At 72.7% G+C, this 20002-nt stretch carries 15 protein-coding genes and 1 pseudogene; 7 read left to right on the top strand and 9 right to left on the bottom strand.

Annotated features, from left to right (window positions below; all coding sequences use genetic code 11):
* Window positions 1-55: 55 nt before the first annotated feature.
* Window positions 56-1120, bottom strand: coding sequence for an S-methyl-5-thioribose-1-phosphate isomerase (gene mtnA / locus D0Y53_RS08845; RefSeq protein WP_233511725.1), 1065 nt, complete (start codon window positions 1118-1120; stop codon window positions 56-58).
* A gap of 97 nt (window positions 1121-1217) precedes the next feature.
* Between mtnA and D0Y53_RS08840 the strand changes: the two genes are divergently transcribed.
* A complete protein-coding gene (locus tag D0Y53_RS08840) occupies window positions 1218-2903 on the top strand; it encodes a sensor domain-containing diguanylate cyclase (protein WP_158550629.1) in 1686 nt (561 codons plus the stop codon).
* 8 nt (window positions 2904-2911) lie between these two features.
* Here the strand turns inward: D0Y53_RS08840 and epmA are convergent, their stop codons facing one another.
* The 4 genes from epmA to smc form a co-directional block, all read right to left on the bottom strand.
* Window positions 2912-3889 (bottom strand): EF-P lysine aminoacylase EpmA, encoded by a 978-nt coding sequence (gene epmA, locus D0Y53_RS08835; protein WP_117202866.1) that lies wholly within the window; start codon window positions 3887-3889, stop codon window positions 2912-2914.
* Window positions 3886-6024: an NAD-dependent DNA ligase LigA gene (gene ligA / locus D0Y53_RS08830; RefSeq protein ID WP_117202865.1), complete on the bottom strand. Its 2139-nt coding sequence runs from the start codon at window positions 6022-6024 to the stop codon at window positions 3886-3888. Before ligA ends, epmA begins: the two co-directional genes overlap by 4 nt.
* Window positions 6025-6145: 121 nt before the next feature.
* Window positions 6146-6871 (bottom strand): cell division protein ZipA, encoded by a 726-nt coding sequence (gene zipA, locus D0Y53_RS08825; RefSeq protein ID WP_117202864.1) that lies wholly within the window; start codon window positions 6869-6871, stop codon window positions 6146-6148.
* Between the two features lie 27 nt (window positions 6872-6898).
* Window positions 6899-10402 carry a chromosome segregation protein SMC gene (gene smc / locus D0Y53_RS08820; RefSeq protein WP_117202863.1) on the bottom strand — a complete coding sequence of 1168 codons (3504 nt, stop codon included), beginning with the start codon at window positions 10400-10402 and terminating at the stop codon, window positions 6899-6901.
* A gap of 525 nt (window positions 10403-10927) precedes the next feature.
* On the opposite strand from smc, the gene glk reads away from it, so the two are divergent.
* The gene (glk, locus tag D0Y53_RS08815; protein WP_117202862.1) at window positions 10928-11917 is read left to right on the top strand and encodes a glucokinase; all 990 of its coding nucleotides are present in this window, start codon (window positions 10928-10930) and stop codon (window positions 11915-11917) included.
* Complete coding sequence (gene pgl / locus D0Y53_RS08810; protein ID WP_117202861.1) at window positions 11917-12639, top strand: 6-phosphogluconolactonase; 723 nt, start codon at window positions 11917-11919, stop codon at window positions 12637-12639. Before glk ends, pgl begins: the two co-directional genes overlap by 1 nt.
* On the opposite strand, the gene D0Y53_RS08805 is transcribed toward pgl, so the two are convergent.
* The 3 genes from D0Y53_RS08805 to D0Y53_RS08795 all read right to left on the bottom strand — a co-directional run bounded on the left by D0Y53_RS08805 (window position 12596) and on the right by D0Y53_RS08795 (window position 14429).
* Window positions 12596-13666, bottom strand: a complete 1071-nt coding sequence (locus tag D0Y53_RS08805; protein WP_386724501.1) for a LacI family DNA-binding transcriptional regulator — start codon at window positions 13664-13666, stop codon at window positions 12596-12598. The two genes, pgl and D0Y53_RS08805, sit on opposite strands and share 44 nt — an antisense overlap.
* Window positions 13667-13845: 179 nt before the next feature.
* On the bottom strand, window positions 13846-14094 hold the full coding sequence (locus D0Y53_RS08800) for a BolA family protein (protein WP_117202902.1): 249 nt from the start codon (window positions 14092-14094) through the stop codon (window positions 13846-13848).
* 35 nt (window positions 14095-14129) lie between these two features.
* Window positions 14130-14429: a YciI family protein gene (locus D0Y53_RS08795; RefSeq protein ID WP_117202859.1), complete on the bottom strand. Its 300-nt coding sequence runs from the start codon at window positions 14427-14429 to the stop codon at window positions 14130-14132.
* 380 nt (window positions 14430-14809) lie between these two features.
* On the opposite strand from D0Y53_RS08795, the gene D0Y53_RS08790 reads away from it, so the two are divergent.
* The 4 genes and pseudogenes from D0Y53_RS08790 to D0Y53_RS08775 all read left to right on the top strand — a co-directional run bounded on the left by D0Y53_RS08790 (window position 14810) and on the right by D0Y53_RS08775 (window position 19060).
* Window positions 14810-15748: a segregation and condensation protein A gene (locus D0Y53_RS08790; RefSeq protein WP_117202858.1), complete on the top strand. Its 939-nt coding sequence runs from the start codon at window positions 14810-14812 to the stop codon at window positions 15746-15748.
* A 44-nt stretch (window positions 15749-15792) separates the two neighbouring features.
* Window positions 15793-16345 (top strand): annotated as a pseudogene (gene scpB / locus D0Y53_RS08785) (SMC-Scp complex subunit ScpB); the annotation flags it as partial.
* A 208-nt stretch (window positions 16346-16553) separates the two neighbouring features.
* Window positions 16554-18149, top strand: a complete 1596-nt coding sequence (locus tag D0Y53_RS08780; protein ID WP_117202857.1) for a pseudouridine synthase — start codon at window positions 16554-16556, stop codon at window positions 18147-18149.
* A gap of 167 nt (window positions 18150-18316) precedes the next feature.
* Window positions 18317-19060 carry an endonuclease/exonuclease/phosphatase family protein gene (locus D0Y53_RS08775; RefSeq protein WP_117202856.1) on the top strand — a complete coding sequence of 248 codons (744 nt, stop codon included), beginning with the start codon at window positions 18317-18319 and terminating at the stop codon, window positions 19058-19060.
* 125 nt (window positions 19061-19185) lie between these two features.
* Here the strand turns inward: D0Y53_RS08775 and D0Y53_RS08770 are convergent, their stop codons facing one another.
* Entirely contained in the window at window positions 19186-19983 is a 798-nt protein-coding gene (locus D0Y53_RS08770) for an amidohydrolase (RefSeq protein WP_117202855.1), read from the bottom strand.
* Window positions 19984-20002 lie beyond the last annotated feature (19 nt).

Below are 20002 nucleotides of genomic sequence, written 5' to 3'. Positions count from 1 at the left end.
CGCGCCATTTCCGCTGGTGGAAGGGGGTGCCTTGCCGCCGGGCTTGCGCGCCCGCTCACCCGCGCCCGAACGCCGCGCGCAGCTTGTCCGCGTCCGGCCGCTCGATCGCGCCGCGCTCGGTCACCAGCGCATCGATCAATGCATGCGGCGTCACGTCGAAGACCGGGTTCCAGGCGCCGATGCCCTCGGCGACGGTGCGGCTGCCGCCGACCGCGTGCAGTTCGCCGGGGTCGCGTTCCTCGATGCGGATGGTCTCGCCCGTGGGCGTGTCCATGTCGACGGTGGAGGACGGCGCCACCACCATGACCTTCACCCCATGGTGTTTCGCCACGATCGCCAGCTGGTAGGTGCCGATCTTGTTGGCGACGTCGCCGTTGGCGCAGATGCGGTCGGCGCCGACCACCACCCACTGCACGCGGCCGCTCCGCATCAGGTGCGCGGCGGCGGCGTCGACGATCAGGGTGGCGTCGATGCCGTCCTGCTGCAGCTCCCACACGGTCAGTCGCGCGCCCTGCAGCCACGGCCGGGTCTCGCCGGCGTAGACCGCGGCGATCCGGCCCTGGGCGACGCCGGCGCGGATCACGCCCAGCGCGGTGCCGAACCCGGCGGTCGCCAGCGAGCCGGTATTGCAATGCGTGAGCACCCCGCTGCCCGGCGCGATCAGCGCCGCGCCGAGCATGCCCATGCGACGGTTGGCAGCCAGGTCCTCGCGTTCGATCGCCGCGGCCTCGCGCTGCAGCGCCCCGCGCCAGTCGCCGTCCGCCGCACGCGTCAGCGCCGCGCGCATCCGCGCCAGCGCCCAGGCCAGGTTGACCGCCGTGGGCCGGGCCGCCTCGAGCCGCTGCAACGCCGGCTCGAGCTGGCGGGCCGCCGCGGCCGCAGTCGCGGCCTCGATGGCGCGCGCGGCCAGCACCACGCCCCAGGCCGCGGCGATGCCGATCGCCGGGGCGCCGCGCACCGCGAGCGCGCGGATCGCCGCGGCGACCGCGTCGCTGTCGGCGCAATCCAGGTACTCGACCGCGAACGGCAGCCGGCGCTGGTCCAGCAGTTGCAGCGCCTCCCCGGTCCAGCGGATCGGGCGGATGCGGTCATAGCGGGCGTAGTCGATGGCGTGTTCCACCGCGGCATTATGCGCGAGCGGCGCGCCCGGGCGTCCGCCGCCGGGCGTAATCCGCGTTTGCCAGTTACACCAGTCTCCCGGCTGCCGGCGGCGTCCCATGATCCGCACGCATGCGCGTTATTCGTTCGGGTTCGCCGTCGCCACGGCGATCATGCTGCTGGTGGGGCTGTCGATCCTGCTGGCGACCCGGCAGATCCGCGCCGACAACCGCTGGATCACGCACAGTCGCGAGGTGATCGAGCACCTGGCCCGGGTCCGCGCCGAACTGCTCGAGGGCATCGCCGCACAGCGCAGCTACCTGCTGACCGGAGACCGCAGCTTCCGGGTCCAGCACGACAACGTGCGCCCGGCCATCCGCCAGGACCTGGCCACGCTGACCGCGCTCACCATGGACGCCCCCCAGGCGGCGTCGATCCGCGAGCTCGCGGCGCTGATCGAATTGCGGCTGGATACCACCAGCGAGGTCATCCGACTGTACGAAAGCAACGGCCTGCCGGCGGTCCAGGAGCGGTTGCGCAGTGCCGACCTGCGCACGCTGATGGCGCGGATCGAGCAACTGCAGCTGCAGATCCAGAACGAGCAGCAGACGCTGCTGCTGCAGCGGATCGCCGTTTCCAGGCGCAACACCGGCGTGGTGCTGGCACTGGCGACCCTGGGCATCCCGCTGAGCCTGTCGATCGTATGGGCGATCTATGCGCTGCTGCGGCGCGAGGTACGCCAGCGCAAGGCGGCACAGGCCCGGGCCGATACGCTCAACCACGAACTGGCGCAGAGCGTCGCGCGCCTGGAGCAGGCCGGCAACGACCTCGCCGACCTCGGGCATTACGTCAGCCTGCTGCTGGGCTGCCAGGATCTCGGCGAGGCGCTGGACGTCACCCGCTACACCCTGCTCAAGCTGCTGCCCGGGGCCGCCGGCGCGGTCTACCTGCTGAGTCCGTCGCAGGACCACGCCGAACTCGCGATCGGCTGGGGACAGGCCCCGGCCGAAGCCCGCGGCCTGATGATGCCGTCCGACTGCTGGGCGCTGCGGCGCGCGCAACCGCATTTCGTCGACAACCTGCACGGCGAGACCGCCTGCCAGCATTTCGAGCCGCCCCCGCATGACGCCCATATCGCCAGCGCTTGCCTGCCGCTCAGCGCGCAGGCGGTCAGCCTGGGGGTGCTGGTGCTGTTCGCCGACGGGCCGGGGCCGATCCCGCGCATCGAGATCGCGGCCGCGGTGGCCGAGCAGCTGTCGCTGGCGCTGGGCAACCTGCGGCTGCAGGAAAAACTGCGCCTGCAATCCATCCGCGACGCACTCAGCGGACTCTACAACCGCCGCTACCTGGAGGAGTCCCTGCCGCGGGAGCTGGCCCGTTGCCAGCGCCGGGAAAAACCGCTGGCGCTGCTGATGCTGGACCTGGACCATTTCAAGGTGTTCAACGACACCCACGGCCACACCGGCGGCGACACCCTGATCGCGGCTTTCGGCAGGCTGCTGCTGGCGCATTGCCGCCCGGAAGACATCGCCTGCCGCTACGGCGGCGAGGAATTCACCCTGATCCTGCCCGAAGTGGACGAGGACACGGCGCTGCAGCGCGCCGAGGAAATCCGCACCGCGGCGATGCGGATGACGATCACCTTCGACAACCGCTCGCTGGCCGGGACCAGCCTGTCGATCGGGCTGGCGATGTACCCGCACCACGCGCACGACAGCGCCGGCCTGGAGCGGCTCGCCGATGCGGCGCTGTACCAGGCCAAGCGCAACGGGCGCAACCGGATCGAGGTCGCGGCCACGGTGTGAGCGAGCGCTCAGGCGCGCTCGAAGGCGAACGCCAGCACGTCGGCGATGCGCTCGCTGCCGAGCATCGCCATCAGCAGCCGCTCGATCCCCAGCGCCACGCCGGCGCACGCCGGCAGGCCGGTCGCCAGCGCCGCCAGCAGGCGTTCGTCGACCGGCGGCAGCGGGGCGCCGCGCCCGTGGCGCACGTCCAGGTCGCGCTCGAAGCGTGCGCGCTGCTCGTCGGGATCGCGCAGCTCGTGGTAGCCGTTGGCCAGCTCCAGCGGGCCGAGGTAGAGCTCGAAGCGCTCGGCGACCGCGATGCCGTCGGCACCGCGTCGAAGCCGCGCCAGCGCGCACTGGCTCGCCGGCCAGTCGTACACCGCCAGCATCCTCGCCGGATCGAAGCCCGGCTGCAGGCGATGGGTCAGCAGCAGGTCCAGCCAGTCGTCGCGGGTGAGGCCGCGCGGGTCGACGGCGACTGCGCCGAGGGCGGCACGCAGCGCGTCCTCGCCGGCGAGGAACGGGTCCAGGCCGAGGCGGTCGCGATACAGGTCGCGGTAACTCACCTGCTCCAGCGGCGCGGCGCGTCCGACCAGCGCCAGCGCCATGCGCACCAGCGCCGCGGTCTCCTCCGCCAGGCGGCGGTGATCCCAGCCGATCCGGTACCACTCGAGCATGGTGAACTCCGGATTGTGGCGACCACCGGCCTCGCCGTCGCGGAACACGCGGCCGAGTTCGTAGCAATCGCCGACCCCGGCCGCCAGCAGGCGCTTGAGCGGGTATTCCGGCGAGGTCCGCAGCCAGCGCGTGCGCGGCGCGCCATCGGTGCGGCCGGAGAACTCCAGCGCGAACGGGGCGATGTTGGGCTCGGTGTTGCCCGCCACCGACAGCACCGGCGTTTCCACCTCGAGCACGTCGCGCTCGGCGAAAAAGCCGCGGATGCGGGCATACAACGCCGCGCGCAGGCGCAGGGCCTCGACCGTCGCCGTCGGCCGCCAGTCGTTCATGCGCCGCCGTGTTCGGCCAGATACGCCAGCAGCCGCGCCTCGTCCCAGATCTCGATGCCCAGTTCCCGCGCCTTGGCCAGCTTGCTGCCGGCGGCCTCGCCGGCGACCACGAAACCGGTCTTCTTCGACACGCTGCCCGAGACGCGGGCGCCCAGCGCCTCCAGGCGGGCGCCGGCCTGCTCGCGCGACATCGAGGCCAGGCCGCCGGTCAGCACCACGCTGGTGCCGGCCAACGGGCCATCGCTGGCGCGCTGCGGCGGGCCTTCCGGCCAGCTCACGCCGGCCGCGCGCAACGCGGCGATCACTTCGCGGTTGTGCGGCTGGGCGAAGAAATGGGCGATGCGCGCGGCGACCACGGGGCCGACGTCCGGAACCGCCCGCAGCGTCTCCTCGTCGGCCGCCATCAGCGGGGCCAGCGCGCCAAAGTGCCTGGCCAGCGTTTTTGCCGTGCTCTCGCCGACATCGCGGATGCCCAACGCGAACAACACCCGCTCCAGGCTCGAGCGGCGGCTGGCATCGATCGCCGCGACCAGGTTCTCCGCCCAGCGGGTGGCGATCTTGCCGGCCTTCACCGTCTCCGGCACGGTGCCGGCCAGCTCGTCCGCACGACGCTTCATCTCGACGAAATCGTCCACGCCGAGCGCGTACAGGTCGGCGACCGTGCGCACGTAACCCAGGTCCACCAGCGCCTCGATGAAGCGCTCGCCCAGGCCCTCGATGTCCATCGCCCGGCGCGAGGCGAAGTGGAACAGCGACTGCTTGCGCTGCGCCGGGCAGAACAGTCCGCCGGTGCAGCGCGCGACCACCTCGCCCTCCTCGCGCTCGATCGCCGAACCGCAGTCCGGGCACACGTCCGGCAACCGGTACGGCGGGTGCAGCGGCTGGCCGCGCCTGTCGAGCGGCCGCCGCTCCTCGATCACCCGCACCACTTCCGGGATCACGTCGCCGGCGCGGCGCACGATCACCGTGTCGCCCACGCGCACGTCCAGGCGCGCGACCTGATCGGCGTTGTGCAGGGTGGCGCGGGTGACGGTGACTCCGCCCACATGCACCGGCGCCATCAGTACCCACGGCGTAACCGCGCCGGTGCGGCCGACGTTGACCTCGATCGACTCGACCGTGGTCGCTTCCTCCTGCGCCGGGAACTTGTGCGCCAGCGCCCAGCGCGGCGCGCGCGAGACGAATCCCATCGCGCGTTGCTGGTCGTAGCGGTCGAGCTTGTAGACCACGCCGTCGATGTCGTAAGGCAGGTCGTCGCGGCGGGCGCCGATGCGCGCGTAGTAGGCGAGCAGCCCGTCGACGCCGTGCGCGGTGTCGACCTCCGGGCTGACCGGAAAGCCGAGCTCGCGCAGCCAGGCCAGGGTTTGCGAATGGGTGGGCGGCAGGGCCCCGCCCGCGCCCGCGGCAAAGCGCACCTGGCCGAGCGCGTAGGCGTAAAAGGCCAACGGCCGCTGCGCGGTGACGCGCGGGTCCAGCTGGCGCAGCGAACCGGCGGCGCCGTTGCGCGGGTTGGCCAGGGTTTTCTGCCCGTGTTCCCGGGCCCAGGCGTTGTAGCGCTCGAATGCGGCCCGGGGCAGGACCACTTCGCCGCGCACCTCGAGCACCTCCGGCGCCGCCCGTGGCAGCGGCGGGCCGCCCGCGTCGGGCGGCGTGCGCAGGCGCAGCGGAACGCTGCGGACGGTGCGCACGTTGGCGGTCACGTCCTCGCCGCTGCTGCCGTCGCCGCGGGTGGCCGCGCGCACCAGCGCGCCGTGCTCGTAGCGCAGGCTGATCGCCAGGCCGTCGAGCTTGGGCTCGACCGAAAACAGCGGCCGCGCGTCGCCGGTCTCCTTCTCGATGCGGGCGACGAACTCCTGCACTTCCGCGTCGCTGAAGGCGTTGCCCAGCGACAGCATCGGCACCGCGTGCTCGACCGTGGCGAACTTGCCCGAAGGCGCGTCGCCCACCCGCATGGTCGGCGAGTTGGGATCGCGCAGCTGCGGATGCGCGGCCTCCAGCGCCTCCAGTTCGCGCAGCAGGCGGTCGTACTCGACGTCCGGGATGTTCGGGTCGTCGAGCACGTGGTAGCGGTAGTTGGCGTCGTCGAGGCGGCGGCGCAGTTCGGCGACGCGGGCGGCAGGATCGGGCATCGGCATGTCGCAAGCATCCTTCGACTTGGCGCGGCGCGCCTGCGCTCAGGACGAACGGGGTGTGGACATTCCGTTCGCCCTGAGCGTAGCGAAGCGAAGTCGAAGGGGAATGAAGCCGAGGCGCGGGCTACCAGCGCGGCGGGCGGGTGAGCGGCGGCGCCTCGTGCTGGCGGTCGTAGGCGCGCAGCTCGTCGCGCAGGTACTGGATGCGCTGGCGGCCGATCGCGTTGCGCTGCTCGTCCAGCAGCACGCCGTCCAGCAACTCGGTCATGCGCTCGGCGGTGGGCAGCATCATCTCCCAGGCGTCCAGCGCCGGCACCGGCGCCGGCAGGGTCAGGAAGAAGGCGATCGCCGGCGTCTCCAGCGCCTGGATCGTGGCCATGTCGAAACTGCCCGGCTTCATGATGTTGGCGACGCTGAAGATCGGCCCGCGTTCGGGACGGCCGTCGACCAGGCGGTGGAACACGTTCATGTGGCCGTAGGTCAGGCCGGTCTTCTCCGCGGCCACCACGATGTCGGGACCACGCAGCACCTGGCCCGCGCGCGCGGCGATGTACAGGGTGACGATCTTGTCGAATTCCTCGCTGGTGCGGCGCCCCAGGTCGCTGCCCGGCGCCGCGTCCGCCAGTTCCATTTCCGCCTGCACCGCCTCGCCTTGCGCCGCATCGCCGGCGAGGCCGCGTTCCAGCTGTTCGCCCAGGGTCGGCTCGACCCGCCGCCCCTCGTCGCCGCGGCCGCCCTCCACGCGGCGTCCCTGCCCCGCCTTGCGCGGGCGGCCGAAGAAGTAGATCGCGGCGATCAGCAACAGGCCGGCGATCAGGATCCCGGTACGCAGCATCCACACGTCGGTCATCGTTACGTCTCCTCTGCGTCCGGTCCGTCAGGCGGCGCCGGCCAGGCGTGCGGCCTCGGCGAGGTCGACCGAGACCAGGCGGCTGACGCCGGGCTCGCGCATGGTAACGCCGGACAGCTGCTGCGCGGCTTCCATCGTCGACTTGTTGTGGGTGACGAACAGGAACTGCACCTGCTCGCTCATCTCGGCGACCATCGCGGTGAAGCGGCCGACGTTGGCTTCGTCCAGCGGCGCGTCGACCTCGTCCAGCAGGCAGAACGGCGCCGGGTTCAGGCGGAAGATCGCGAACACCAGCGCCACCGCGGTCATCGCCTTTTCGCCGCCGGACAGCAGCGAGATGTTGGACACGCGCTTGCCGGGCGGCCGCGCCATGATCGCGACGCCGGTATCCAGCAGGTCCTCGCCGGTGAGTTCCAGGTAGGCGTGGCCGCCGCCGAACAGGCGCGGGTACAGCTCCTGCACGCCGGCGTTGACGCGGTCGAAGGTGTCCTTGAAGCGGCCGCGGGTCTCGCGGTCGATCTTGCGGATCGCGTCCTCCAGCGTTTCCAGCGCGGCGGTCAGGTCGGCGTCCTGCGCGTCGAGGTATTCCTTGCGCTGCGCGGCCTCGGCGTGCTCGGCGATCGCGGCCAGGTTGACCGGCTCCAGCCGTCGCAGCCTGGCGTCGAAGTCGGCGACGGCTTTTTCCCAGGCGGCGACGTCGGCGCCTTCCGGCAGCGTGTCGAGCACCTCGGCAAGGACGAAGCCGGCCTCGACCACGGCGCCCGACAGCTGCCCGGCCTTGATCGCCAGCGCCTGCTGGTCGAGCTTGCGCTGGCCGATCTTCTCGCGCTGCGCCAGCGCCTGCTCGTCGCGCTGATGCCGGGTCTGTTCGTACCCGCGCAGCGCGTCGTCGACACCTTCCAGCGCCGCGCGCGCGGCGGCCAGCGCCTTCTCGGCGCGGACGCGTTCTTCCAGCGCCGCCTGGCGTTCGGCTTCCAGCGCCATCACCGGCGAATCGCCGTCGGCCAGCTGCGCGGCGAGCTCGCCCAGGCGGGCGTCGAGCTGGCCGCGCTGGCCACCCATGCGCTCCAGCGCCTGCGTCAGGGCCGCCAGTTGCGCGCGCTGGGTCTGTACCGTCAACGCCAGCGCGTGGGTAGCGGCGGCCGCCTCGCGCGCGGCGGTACGGGCGGCATCGCGGGCCGCATGCAGGCTGGCACGTTCGGTATCCAGCGTGCGCCGCGCGGTTTCCAGCTCGGCCATGCTGGCCACCGCCTGTTCCAGCCGGGCGCGCGCTTCGCGCGCCTGGCCGCGGCTGGCGTCCAGGGTTTCCAGCAGTTGCGCGGTATCGGCGTCGATCTTCTCGATCCGGCCGCGCGCCGAATCCAGCCGGCCCTGCTGGCTCTGCAGCTGGCCGGCGAGTTCCGAGACGCCGCGGTGGGCGAGGTACAGCGCACGTTGCGCGTCCTCGCGCTGCTGTTCGGCGACCAGCGCGCGGTCGCGCCAGGCGGCCAGGCCGCGCTCGAGTTCGGTCTCGCGCTGCTGCAGGTCCTTGATCTCGCCGCGCAGCGCCTGGATCTCGCGTTCGCGCAGCAGCGCGCCCTGCTTGGCGGCGCCGGAGCGCAGCACCCGCACCCAGCCCGCGCCGAGACGCTCGCCGTGGCGGGTGATGACCGACTCGCCTTCCCCCAGCCGCGACAGCAGCGCGCGCGCGTCGGCGAGGGTTTCGGCGGCGTGCAGTCGGGCCAGGATGCGGAGGATGGCGGCCGGTCCCCGCACCTTGGCCGCCAGCGAGGTCGGAGCGGCCGCGATGTCCGCGGTCTGCGGCGCGACCAGCGTCAGCCGACCTTCGCCGAGTTCGCCCAGCGCGTCGACCAGCGTTTCCGGCGCCTCCACCAGCACGCCTTCGATCAGCTGTCCGAGCGCGGCCTCGACCGCGTTCTCCCAGCCCGGCTCGACCACCAGCGTCTCGCCCACGCGCGCGGCCGAATCCAGCCCACGCTGGCGCAGCCATGCCACCGCGGCGCCCTGTTCCTGCCCGAGCGCGGCATGCTGCAGGGTTTCCAGCGAGGCCAGGCGGCCACGTTTCTCCTGCGCCTGTTTGCGCACTTCGGCCAGTTCCGACTGCGCGCTGCGCTGCTGATCCTGCAAGGCCGTCAGCGCGAGCTTGCGGCTCTCGACCTCGGCGGCCAGGCCGTCGAGCGCGGCCTTCTGCGCGTCGTGCTGCGTCTGGATGGCGGCGAAGGCCTCGGCCAGGGCGGCCAGGTCCAGGCCGCTGCGTTCGCCGGCGAGCTGCTCGCGGCGGCGCTCGGCGTCCAGCGCCTGGCGGTCGAGATAATCGACCCGGGTGCGCTCGACGTCGCCGGCGCGCGCAGCTTCGGCCTGCGCCCGGGTGTGTGCGTCCCAGCGTTGCTGCCAGTCCGCCAGCCGCATCTCGGCCTCGCGCAACGCGTCCTGGGCGGCCTGGTCGTGCGCCTGCAGTCGGGCCAGTTCCGGTTCGGCCTGGGCGACCGCCTCGCGCAATGCGGCCAGCCGCGCCTCGTCGCCGCTGATGTGGGTGCCGATCTCGGCCAGCTGCGCCTGCGCCTCCTCGCGCGCGCGCTGCAGCCGCTGCGCCAGCTCGCGCTGGTGCGCGATCTGCTGCTCGATCCGCGCCAGCGTGCCGCCAACCTGGTAGACCTCGGCCTGCGCCCGGTTCAGCGCTTCGCTGGCCTGCTCGCGGCGGCCGCGGTCCTCCTCGATCCTGCGTTCGGCCTCGCGCTGCTCGGCGACCAGTTGCTGCAGCCGGGTCTCGTCCTGTGCCATCGCCTCGCGCAAGGTCTGCAACTGCGCGTCGAGGCCGCGGAACTCCAGCGCCTTCCACTGCGCGTCCTTGACCCGGCGCTCGGCCTGGATCGTCTGGTACTGCTCGGCCTGGCGCGCCTGGCGCTTGAGGTGCTCGAGCTGCTTGCCGACTTCCTCGCGCAGGTCGGTGAGGCGGTCGAGGTTCTCGCGGGTGTGCCGGATCCGGCTCTCGGTCTCGCGCCGGCGCTCCTTGTACTTGGAGATGCCGGCGGCTTCCTCCAGGTACACGCGCAGATCCTCGGGCCGGGCCTCGATGATCTGGCTGATCATGCCCTGCTCGATGATCGAGTAGCTGCGCGGGCCCAGGCCGGTGCCCAGGAACAGGTCGGTGATGTCGCGGCGGCGGCATTTGCCGCCGTTGAGGGAATAGCTGGACTGGCCGTCGCGGCCGACGCTGCGCTTGACCGAGATCTCGTCGAAGGCGCCGTACTCGCCGGTGATGGTGTGGTCGGAGTTGTCGAAGATCAGCTCGACCGTCGCCTGCGACACCGGCTTGCGCGCCGACGAGCCGGAAAAGATCACGTCGGTGAGCGAATCGCCGCGCAGGCGACTGGCCGCGCTCTCGCCCATCACCCAGCGGATCGCGTCGATGATGTTGGACTTGCCGCAGCCGTTGGGACCGACGATGCCGGTCATGTTGGTCGGCAAGTGCAGCGTGGTCGGATCGACGAAGGACTTGAAACCGGACAGCTTGATCGTGGACAGGCGCATGCGGCGGTCGTCGGGCCCCGGCAACGGGGCTCCGGGCCCGCGTCGCAGTCAGTGAAGATGGATGAGTTGTGACCGGCAAGCCATTGATCCGTTTCGAATCCGGCTTGCGGCATGGCGGCGCCGGCGGCGGCCCCCTTCGCGAGTATAGCGGGCTGCCCCGGCAGCGTCCGCGCCGGGGCGGGCCGCGCGCCAGGCCTGCGGCCGCAAGCGCAGCGCCCGCGCGTACGGCCACATCGCCACCACGCCGTCGCCGCCGCGTCGTCGCCGCCGCGTCGGGCCGGACGTTTCTCCCGCGCCGACGCGGCGCTGCCCGGGAAACTGGTATGGTCGCGGGCCGATGCAGGCCCGCCTGCAGCGCCTGACCCAGCGCCCGCCCAGGGACGGCGCCCGCTGGATCGCGATCGCCACGCACGGACGCTGCCTGGACGAATCGCGTCGGCCGACCCGGGAGCGAGGACCTGTGCAGCGCCTGTCCCCACCAGCGAACGCCGTCCCGGACGCGCCGCGACGCCGCCGGAGTCGCGCATGAGCGGCAACCGCGTCCTGCTCGCCGATATCGGCGGCACCAATGCCCGCTTCGCGCTGGCCGATCCCGCCGCACCCATGCCGCTGCTGGGCGACAGCATCCGCAGTTACGCGGTCGAGGCGTTCGTATCGCTGGCCGAGGCCGCGCAGCACTATCTCAACGCGACCCGGACCCAAGCCGGCAGCGGCGTGTTCGCGGTCGCCGGGCGCGTGGACGGCGACATCGCGCGCATGACCAACCATCCCTGGGTGGTGTCGCGCACGCGGGTGCGCCAGGCCCTGGAACTGGAGACGGTCACCCTGGTCAACGACTTCGTGGCGCAGTCGATGGCGCTGCGCTCGCTCGGCGCAGGCGACGTGCTCGCGATCGGCGCGCCCGAGCCGGCCGCATCCGGCGGCGGCGCGCGCACGTACGCCGTGCTGGGGCCCGGCACCGGCCTGGGCATCGGCGCGCTGATCGTGCGCGATGGCCGCCATTACCCGCTGGCCAGCGAAGGCGGGCATGCCAGCTTCGCCCCCGGCACGCCGGAGGAAATCGCGATCCTGGAGCGGCTGTCGACCTATTACGGCCGGGTCTCCAACGAACGCCTGGTCAGCGGCGGCGGGCTGGTCAACATCCATCGCGCCCTGAGCGAGATCGCCGGGGTCGACCCGGGCCCGCTGCAAGCCGAGGACATCACCGCCCGCGCGGCCGCCGGCGATCGCCGCTGCCTGCGCGCGATCGACGTGTTCTGCGCGGTGTTCGGCGCGATTGCCGGCGACCTGGTGCTCACGCTCGGCGCCTGGGACGGCGTCTACCTCAGCGGCGGCATGGTGCCGCTGCTGCTGCCGGCGCTGCAGCGCTCGGGCTTCCGCCAGCGCTTCGAGAGCAAGGGCCGCTACGCCCCGGCGATGGCCCGGGTGCCGACGCTGGCGGTGCTGCACCCGAACCCGGGCCTGCTCGGCGCCGCGGTGCTGGCCGCAGACCAGGCAGCGGCGGGAAGCGGCTGATGGGCGCGCCGCAGCAACGCCCGTGGCCGGTGGAGTTCCACTCCTACCGCAACGACGACCAGTGGGCCTGGGCGATCGCGGTCGCGGTCGCGGCCGCGCTGCGCCGCGACCTGCAAGACCCCGGGCGCGCGCGGCTGCTGGTGTCCGGCGGCCGCACTCCCGCACCGGTGTTCCGCGCCCTGGCGCAGGCGCCGCTGGACTGGGAGCGGGTCGACATCGCCCTGGTCGACGAGCGCTGGCTGCGCCCGGACGACATGGACAGCAACGCGTACCTGGTGCGGGAGCACCTGCTGCGCGGCCACGCCGCGGCAGCGCGCTTCGAAACCCTGACCCGCCCCGGGCGCAGCATCGAGGCGGCCGTCGCCGACGCCAACCTGCATGCGCGCCGTGCGCCCGGGATCGTCCTGCTGGGGATGGGCGAGGACGGCCATGTCGCCTCGCTGTTTCCGTACATGCGCGGCCTGGACGCCGCGCTGGCGAGCGACAACGCCTATGTCGCCGTGGATGCCGGCGGCTGCCCGGGCGCCGGCCCGTGGCCGCGTCGGATCAGCCTGACGCCCACGGGCCTGGCTCCGGCGCATACCCGGCTATTGCTGCTGCGCGGGCAGCACAAGCGCGGCGTGTTCGAGCGCGCCCTCGCCGGCAGCGACCCGCGGCCGCTGCCGGTGCGCATCGCCTTCACCACCCCGGGAGCGACCCTGCAAGTGCACTGGTGTCCGTGAGGGTATCGTCCCGACGTCCCGGGCCGTTGCCGACGGTCGACTCGCGCACCACCAGTTCGGCCGGCAGGCACTGCGGCACGGCTGCGGCGTCGGCGTCCTCCAGCAGCAGGTGCAGGGCGCGCGCGCCGAAACCGGCGATGTCGACCCGCATGGTGGTCAGGGCCGGATGCATGTACTGCGCCAGCGGGATGTCGTTGAAGCCCGCCAGCGCGATGTCGCCCGGGACCCGCACTCCCGCCGCGCCGAAGGCGAGCATGCAGCCCAGCGCCATCGTGTCGTTGGCGGCGAAAACCGCGTCCGGCAGCTGCGGCGCGGCGAGCAGCGCCTTGCCCGCCCGATGCCCGGAGGCGACGTCGAAATCGCCGGCGAGCACCCACGGCTGCGCCTGCGGCAGCCATTCGGCCAGCCCGTCGCGGTAGCCGCGCAGGCGCTCGTCGGCGTTGAAATGGGATTCGCGCCCGGCGATGAAGGCGATCCGCCGGTAGCCGCGATCCAGCAGGTGCCGCAGCAGCGTGCGGGCGGCGCCGTAGTTGTCGATCCGCAGGCTGCGGACGTTCGGCAACTGCGCGTCGCTGTCCAGCAGCAGCACCGGCAGCGCCTCCGGCAGGTGCGCCGCCAGCACGTCGACCCCGGCATGCGGCGACATCACGATGATGCCGTCGACCCGCCCGCGCATGCTCCGCAATGCGGCGCCCTGCGCCTGCTCCGACTGGTGGTGGCCGGAGACCAGCAACTGCAGGCCGCGTTCGCGGGCGGCCAGGTCGATCCCGCACATCAGCCGCGCGTAGTACTCGCAAGGCAGGTCCGGCAGGACCACGCCCACGGTCCGGGTGCGGCGGCTGCTGAGCACGCGGGCGGCGTGGTGCGGGCAGTAGTCGAGCGAGCTGGCGATCGCCAGCACCCGCTCGCGCACCGCCGCGGCGACGTTCTCGTGGCCGTTGAGCGCGCGCGACACCGTCGCCACCGACACGTTGGCGAGGCGCGCGACATCCTTGATGGTGACACCGGGACCGTTCAACGGAGCCAAGGGCAAGGCCGGAGCAGGGTGCCGAAAGTAACGGGTCCGCGGACGTCCGTAAACCGTTTCCCGGACCGTGGCGGGATCCCGATGGCCGTTGTGGCTTGTTTTCCGCGTTTTTGCGCGGCTCGCGGATTGGGTCTTGCGGCTCCGCATGCTGCATCGCAGCAGCCATCCGCCGGTCCGGCTCAGCCCCGGTCGGGCGTCCGCGCCTGGATCACCAGCGCGTGGATGTCGCTTTGCATCATCGCGCCCAGCGCCGCATAGACCGCGCGGTGCCGGGCCAGCGGCGCCATCCCGGCGAACGCGGCGCTGACGATGTGCACGGTGAAATGCCCGCGCCCGTCGCGCGCGCCGGCGTGGCCGACATGCCGGTGGCTGTCGTCGCTCACCTCCAGCGCGGCCGGGGCGAACGCCTGGGTCAGCAGCTGCCGCATGCGCGCGATGCGCTGCGCGTTGGCGGCCGGCACGCTCACGGCAGCACCGGCTTGAACGGCCGCACGTCGACCCGGACGTAGACCCCGGCGGACACGTAGGGATCGGCCTCGGCCCAGGCACGCGCCTGCTCCAGCGACGCGAACTCGGCGATCACGATGCTGCCGGAAAACCCCGCCGGACCCGGATCCTCGGCATCGATCGCCGGGCATGGCCCGGCCAGCAACAGGCGCCCGGCATCGCGCAGCGCATGCAATCGCGCCAGATGCCCGGCGCGGGCGGCCTGCCGTCGCGCCAGCACGTCGGCGCCGTCGTGTCCCTCGATCGCGTACCACATCGCCCGCATCCACGTTGTCGTTGCCGGGATTGTAGCCGCCGCGGCCGTTCAGCCCGGATGCTGGACAGGCTCCGGCACAGCCCGTAACCTGTGCGCCATTGCCGAGGCCGGATGCAGCGGCGGCGAATGCTGCAGATGTCCTGGCGGGACGCTGCCCGCGCCACCGCCGCGGCCGCTCCGCCGCTCCCTGAGCCCGCACCCGACGACCTCTCCGTTCGTCCGCCCCGCAGCACGCGAGGCGCGCTCCGCCTGCGGCGTCCGGAACATGCTTCGCCCGCCAGATCGCCGTACCCGACGTTGCACAGAGTGTCCCGGCCGCACCTCCGGTGCGCGCCCCCGCAAGACCGCGCGGCCCCGGGAGGGGCTGCCAAGTGATCCCGATGACCCAAACCCCTAGCGGCCCCGTGTCCGACGCGACCGTCGACCACAGCACCAGCGCCCACCCGCAGCAGCATGCTCCGCAACAGCATGAGATGCCGCTGGCGATGGTGCTCGGCCAGCCCGTGGTGGAGATTCCGAAGGACCTGTACATCCCGCCGGACGCGCTGGAGATCATCCTCGATGCGTTCGAGGGGCCGCTGGACCTGCTGCTGTACCTGATCCGCCGGCAGAACCTGGACATCCTCGACATCCCGGTGGCCGAGATCACCCGCCAGTACGTCGACTACATCCAGGCCATGCACGAGATGCGCTTCGAGCTGGCCGCCGAGTACCTGGTGATGGCCGCGATCCTGGCCGAGATCAAGTCGCGGATGCTGCTGCCGCGCTCGGAGATGGAGGAGGACGCCGAGGGCGACCCGCGCGCCGAGCTGGTGCGCCGGCTGCAGGAATACGAACGCTTCAAGCAGGCGGCCGAGGACCTGGATTCCCTGCCCCGCCAGGACCGCGACACCAGCCCCGCGAGCGCCTTCGTCCCCGACCGCGCCGCGGTGCGGCTGCCGCCGCCGGTGGACCTGCGCGAGATGCTGCTGGCGCTGCACGACGTGCTCAAGCGCGCCGAGCTGTACACCCAGCATGCGATCAAGCGCGACGCGCTCAGCGTGCGCCAGCGCATGGGCGAGCTGCTGGCGCGGCTGGGCGACGGCGCCTTCCATCGCTTCGAGTCGCTGTTCGAGCTGCGCGAAGGCCGGCTCGGGGTGGTGGTCACCTTCCTCGGCATCCTGGAACTGACCAAGGAGCGCCTGCTCGACATCGTGCAGGAGGCACCGCTGGCGCCCATCTACGTCAAGTCGCTGGCCGCCGACGAGGGCGGCGCCCGCGCGCTGGAGCTGTCCAGCGAATTCGACGACGAACCCGACGCCGCCAACGAACCCGACTGACCGCGGCCGGGGCCCCGCCCCGCCGCCCATCCGACAGATCCCGCATGGACCAACAACTGATCACCCGGATCGTGGAAGCCGCCCTGCTGGCGGCCAACCAGCCGCTGACGCTGGCACAGCTGCACGGCCTGTTCCCGCTGGACGAACCGGCGCCCGACGGCAGCGTCGAACGCGCGCTGGAGGCGCTGCGCGAGGGCTGCGCCGAGCGCGGCGTGGAACTGGTGGAACTGGCCTCCGGCTTCCGCTTCCAGGTCAAGGCCGACGTCCACCCGTGGGTGGCGCGGCTGTGGACCGAACGCCAGACCAAGTACACCCGCGCCACCCTGGAGACGCTGGCGCTGATCGCCTACCGCCAGCCGATCACCCGCGGCGAGATCGAGCAGGTGCGCGGGGTCGCGGTCAACAGCAACATCATCAAGGCGCTGGAGGAGCGCGACTGGATCCGCGTCGTCGGCCATCGCGACGTGCCCGGCAAGCCCGAGCTGCTGGCCACCACCAAGGCCTTCCTCGACTATTTCGGCCTCAAGCGCCTGGACGAGCTGCCGCCGCTGTCCGAACTCAAGGACATCGGCGAGCTGGAGCCGCAACTGACATTCGCCGCCGACGCCGCCGGCGACGCGCTGCCGGTCGGCGACCTCGCAATGCCGGCGGCACCGGGATCGGAGTCGATGTCCGGCCCGCCCACCACGGAATCCGGATCGACCGGGGCCGGAGCCGACTCCGCCCCCGATGTTGCGGACCCGACACAACCCCAGGACGAGGCCACGGCGTTGCAGCCGGAGCGGGTCTCGTCGGAGCAGACGGAATGAGCGAACAATCCACCCCCGGCAGCCGCAAGCTGTCGCTCAAACGCGGCCAGAGCGCCGAAACCCCGCGCCTGGAGGAACGCCTGCACAAGGTGCTGGCGCAGGCCGGGCTGGGCTCGCGGCGCGCGCTGGAGCAGCGCATCGCCGACGGCCTGGTCAAGGTCAACGGCGACACCGCGCAGCTGGGCTCCAGCGTCAAGGGCGGCGACCGCATCGAGATCGACGGCCGCACCTTCGTCGCCACCGCGCTGACCGAACCGGCGCGGGTACTGATGTACAACAAGCCCGAGGGCGAGGTCACCACCCGCGAGGATCCCGAAGGCCGGCCGACGATCTTCGAGGCCCTGCCCGCGCTCAAGGGCGCGCGCTGGATCGCGATCGGGCGCCTGGACATCAACACCACCGGCCTGCTGCTGCTGACCACCGACGGCGAGCTGGCCAACGCGCTGATGCACCCCAGCCACGAAGTCGAGCGCGAGTACGTCTGCCGCGTGCGCGCGCCCGAGGGCGAGGACGCGGTGTCCGACAAGCTGGTCGACCGCCTGCGCCGCGGCGTCGCGCTGGAGGACGGCCCGGCGAAGTTCGACGAGGTCGAGCGCATCGGCGGCACCGACACGCCCGACAAGGGCCGGCACGACTGGTTCCGCGTGGTGGTCAAGGAAGGCCGCAACCGCGAGGTACGCCGGCTGTGGGAGTCGCAGGGTTGCCAGGTCAGCCGGCTCAAGCGCACCCGTTACGGCGATATCGTGCTGCCGCAGCCGCTGCTGCGCGGACAGTCGCAGGAACTGCCGGCCGACCGGGTCGAGGCGCTGCGCAAGCAGCTCGGGCTGGAGGACGGCGCGCCGTCGGCGCTGACGCTGCAGCCGGTGATCGGCCAGCGCAAGGCGGCCAGGGCGACCGTGCACGTCGGCGGCCAGCCGCGCGCGCCCGGCTACGTCGGCGGCCACAACCTCGCCGACGAAGGCCGCGAGTTGCGCCGCTTCGACAACGTCCGCGAGGACCGCGGCCGCGGCCGCGGCGGCCCGCGCAAGCCCGGCGCCCTGACCGTCAGCGGCGAAGCCGCGGCCAAGCAGGCGCGCAAGGGCTTCAAGCCGAAGGGGCCGCGCCAGCAGGGCCAGCGCATGCGACCGGGCGAGCAGCGCGATGCCGGCACCCCGGGTGCCTTCCGTACCTGGTACGTGCCCGAGGGCGTGGACACCGGCCCGGCCGGCCATCGCAACCCCGAGGGCGGCCGCGCCCGCAAACCCTACGCCGGCAAGCCGGCAAGCCGCGGTCCCGGCGGCGGCAACCGACCCCAGGGCGGGCGCGGCGAGCGCGCCAACGGCGGCGGCCCCGGCCGCGGGCAACGTGCTCCGTACCTGTACGGGCATCCCGGCAATGCACCGAGCTTCCCCTCCGACCACGCCAACCCGGGCAGCTACAACCCTTACGGCGAGCGCCCCGGCAGCCCGCGCCCCGGCGCCGGCAAGCGCGGGCCCCGGCCCGGTGGTCCGCGCCCGGGCGGTCCGCGTCCGGGCGGCCCGCGTGCGGGAGGCCCGCGCGGCGGTGGTCGCCCGGGCGGCGGCAATCGCAACCCGCAGGGCGGCCATCGCTGAGACGTGAAGGGGGCGATCGCCCCCTTCGTGTTTTTCGGCGCCGGGCCGGCGGCGTCATCCCGGCCGCGGGCGCGCGCCGCAACCCCGCCCCGCCCGGGATCCCCGGCCCTCACGCCGCGCCGGATCCCGCCGATGGAGGATCCCCCACTCGGCCACCCCGCACGCGCATGCCGGCGATCACCGTCCTGACCCTCAACATCCACATGGGGTTCGACCTGGCGAACCGGCGCTTCGTGCTGCCGCAATTGCGCCATGCGATCGCCGCCGAATCGGCGGAGCTGGTGTTCCTGCAGGAAGTCCTGGGCGCGCACGCGCGGCATGCCCGGCGCCATCCCGGCTGGCCCGCCGCCCCGCAATACGAATACCTCGCCGACAGCCTCTGGCCGCAATACGCCTACGGCCGCAACGCGGTCTACCCGCACGGCCACCACGGCAACGCGCTGCTGTCGCGTTACCCGATCCTGCACTACGCGAACCACGACGTCTCGGTCCGCGGACACGAGCAGCGCGGACTGCTGCATTGCGTGCTCGATGTCCCCGGCGATGGACCGGCGCTGCATGCGGTCTGCGTGCATCTGGGGCTGCGCGAAGCGCACCGCCGGCGCCAGTTGCAGCTGCTGCGCGCGCTGATGCACGAGGAAGTGCCGGCAACCGCGCCCCTGATCGTGGCCGGCGATTTCAACGACTGGCGCGGCCGCGGCCACGCGCTGCTGCGCGACAGCGGCCTGCGCGAAGCCTTCGTCCAGGCCCACGGCCGCCTGGCGGCGAGCTTTCCCGCGCGCTGGCCGCTGCTGCCGCTGGACCGCATCTACCTGCGCAACGCCAGCGCGCGTCAGCCGCGGGTGCTGTCGGCGCCGCCGTGGTCCCGCCTGTCCGACCACGCGCCGCTGCTGGCGACGGTGGCGTTCTGAGCGCGTCCGCGACGGCGCGCGCGGCGTGCGGGTTTGCCCCGCATCCCGCCCTGCCGCGCGGCGGCACGCGCAGCAGCCAGCACCCGGCCGTACGCTGGCGGGCCACAGGCCCCGGTGCCGGGTGCTCAGCGCAGGGCGAAGGCGTCGGCGTCGAGCATCGCCGGGAAGCGTTCGCGGTGGGCCCGCAGTTCCGCGGCCGGCAGTGTGGTGGTGACCACGACTTCCCGGTCGGCGCATTCGTCCAGCGGCTGGCCGAGGAAGTCGACCACCGCGCTGTCGCCGGAGTAATGATGGCCGTTGCCGTCGGTGCCGACGCGGTTGAGCCCAGCGACGAAGCACAGGTTCTCGATCGCGCGCGCGCGCAGCAGCGTCTTCCACGCGTGGTTGCGCGCCGACGGCCAGTTGGCGACGTACAGCAGCAGGTCGTAGTCCGGCTGGCCCGGGCGCTCGACGTCGTAGCGGTTGCGCGAGAACACCGGGAAGCGCAAGTCGTAGCAGACCAGCGGGCAGATGCGCCAGCCGCGCCACTCCAGGGTCAGGCGCGCGCGGCCGGCGGCGTAACGCTCGTGCTCGCGCGCATAACGGAACAGGTGGCGCTTGTCGTAGTGGCGCAGCTCGCCATCGGGAGTGGCGAAGAACAGGCGGTTGAACACGCCGCCGTCGGCGCGGATCTGCACACTGCCGGTGATCGCCGCATCCAGCCGGTGCGCCTGCTCGCGCAACCAGGCGACGGTGGGGCCGTCCATGGTTTCCGCGTCGTGGATGGCCTCGTTGCTGAAGCCGCTGGTGAAGGTTTCCGGCAGCAGTACCAGGTCGGTGCTGCCGCGCAGCGGCGCCATCAGGCGGGCGTAGTACTCGCGATTGCCCGCCGGGTCGTGCCAACGGGTGTTGCCCTGGACCAGGGAGATGCGCAGGTCCTGCATGTGTCGCCTCGTTGCCTTC

It is taken from the genome of Cognatiluteimonas weifangensis, assembly GCF_003416885.1.
Taxonomy (GTDB): domain Bacteria; phylum Pseudomonadota; class Gammaproteobacteria; order Xanthomonadales; family Xanthomonadaceae; genus Cognatiluteimonas; species Cognatiluteimonas weifangensis.
Note: the sequence above shows the minus strand (reverse complement) of the source record. Positions and strands in the feature narration are given on the sequence as shown.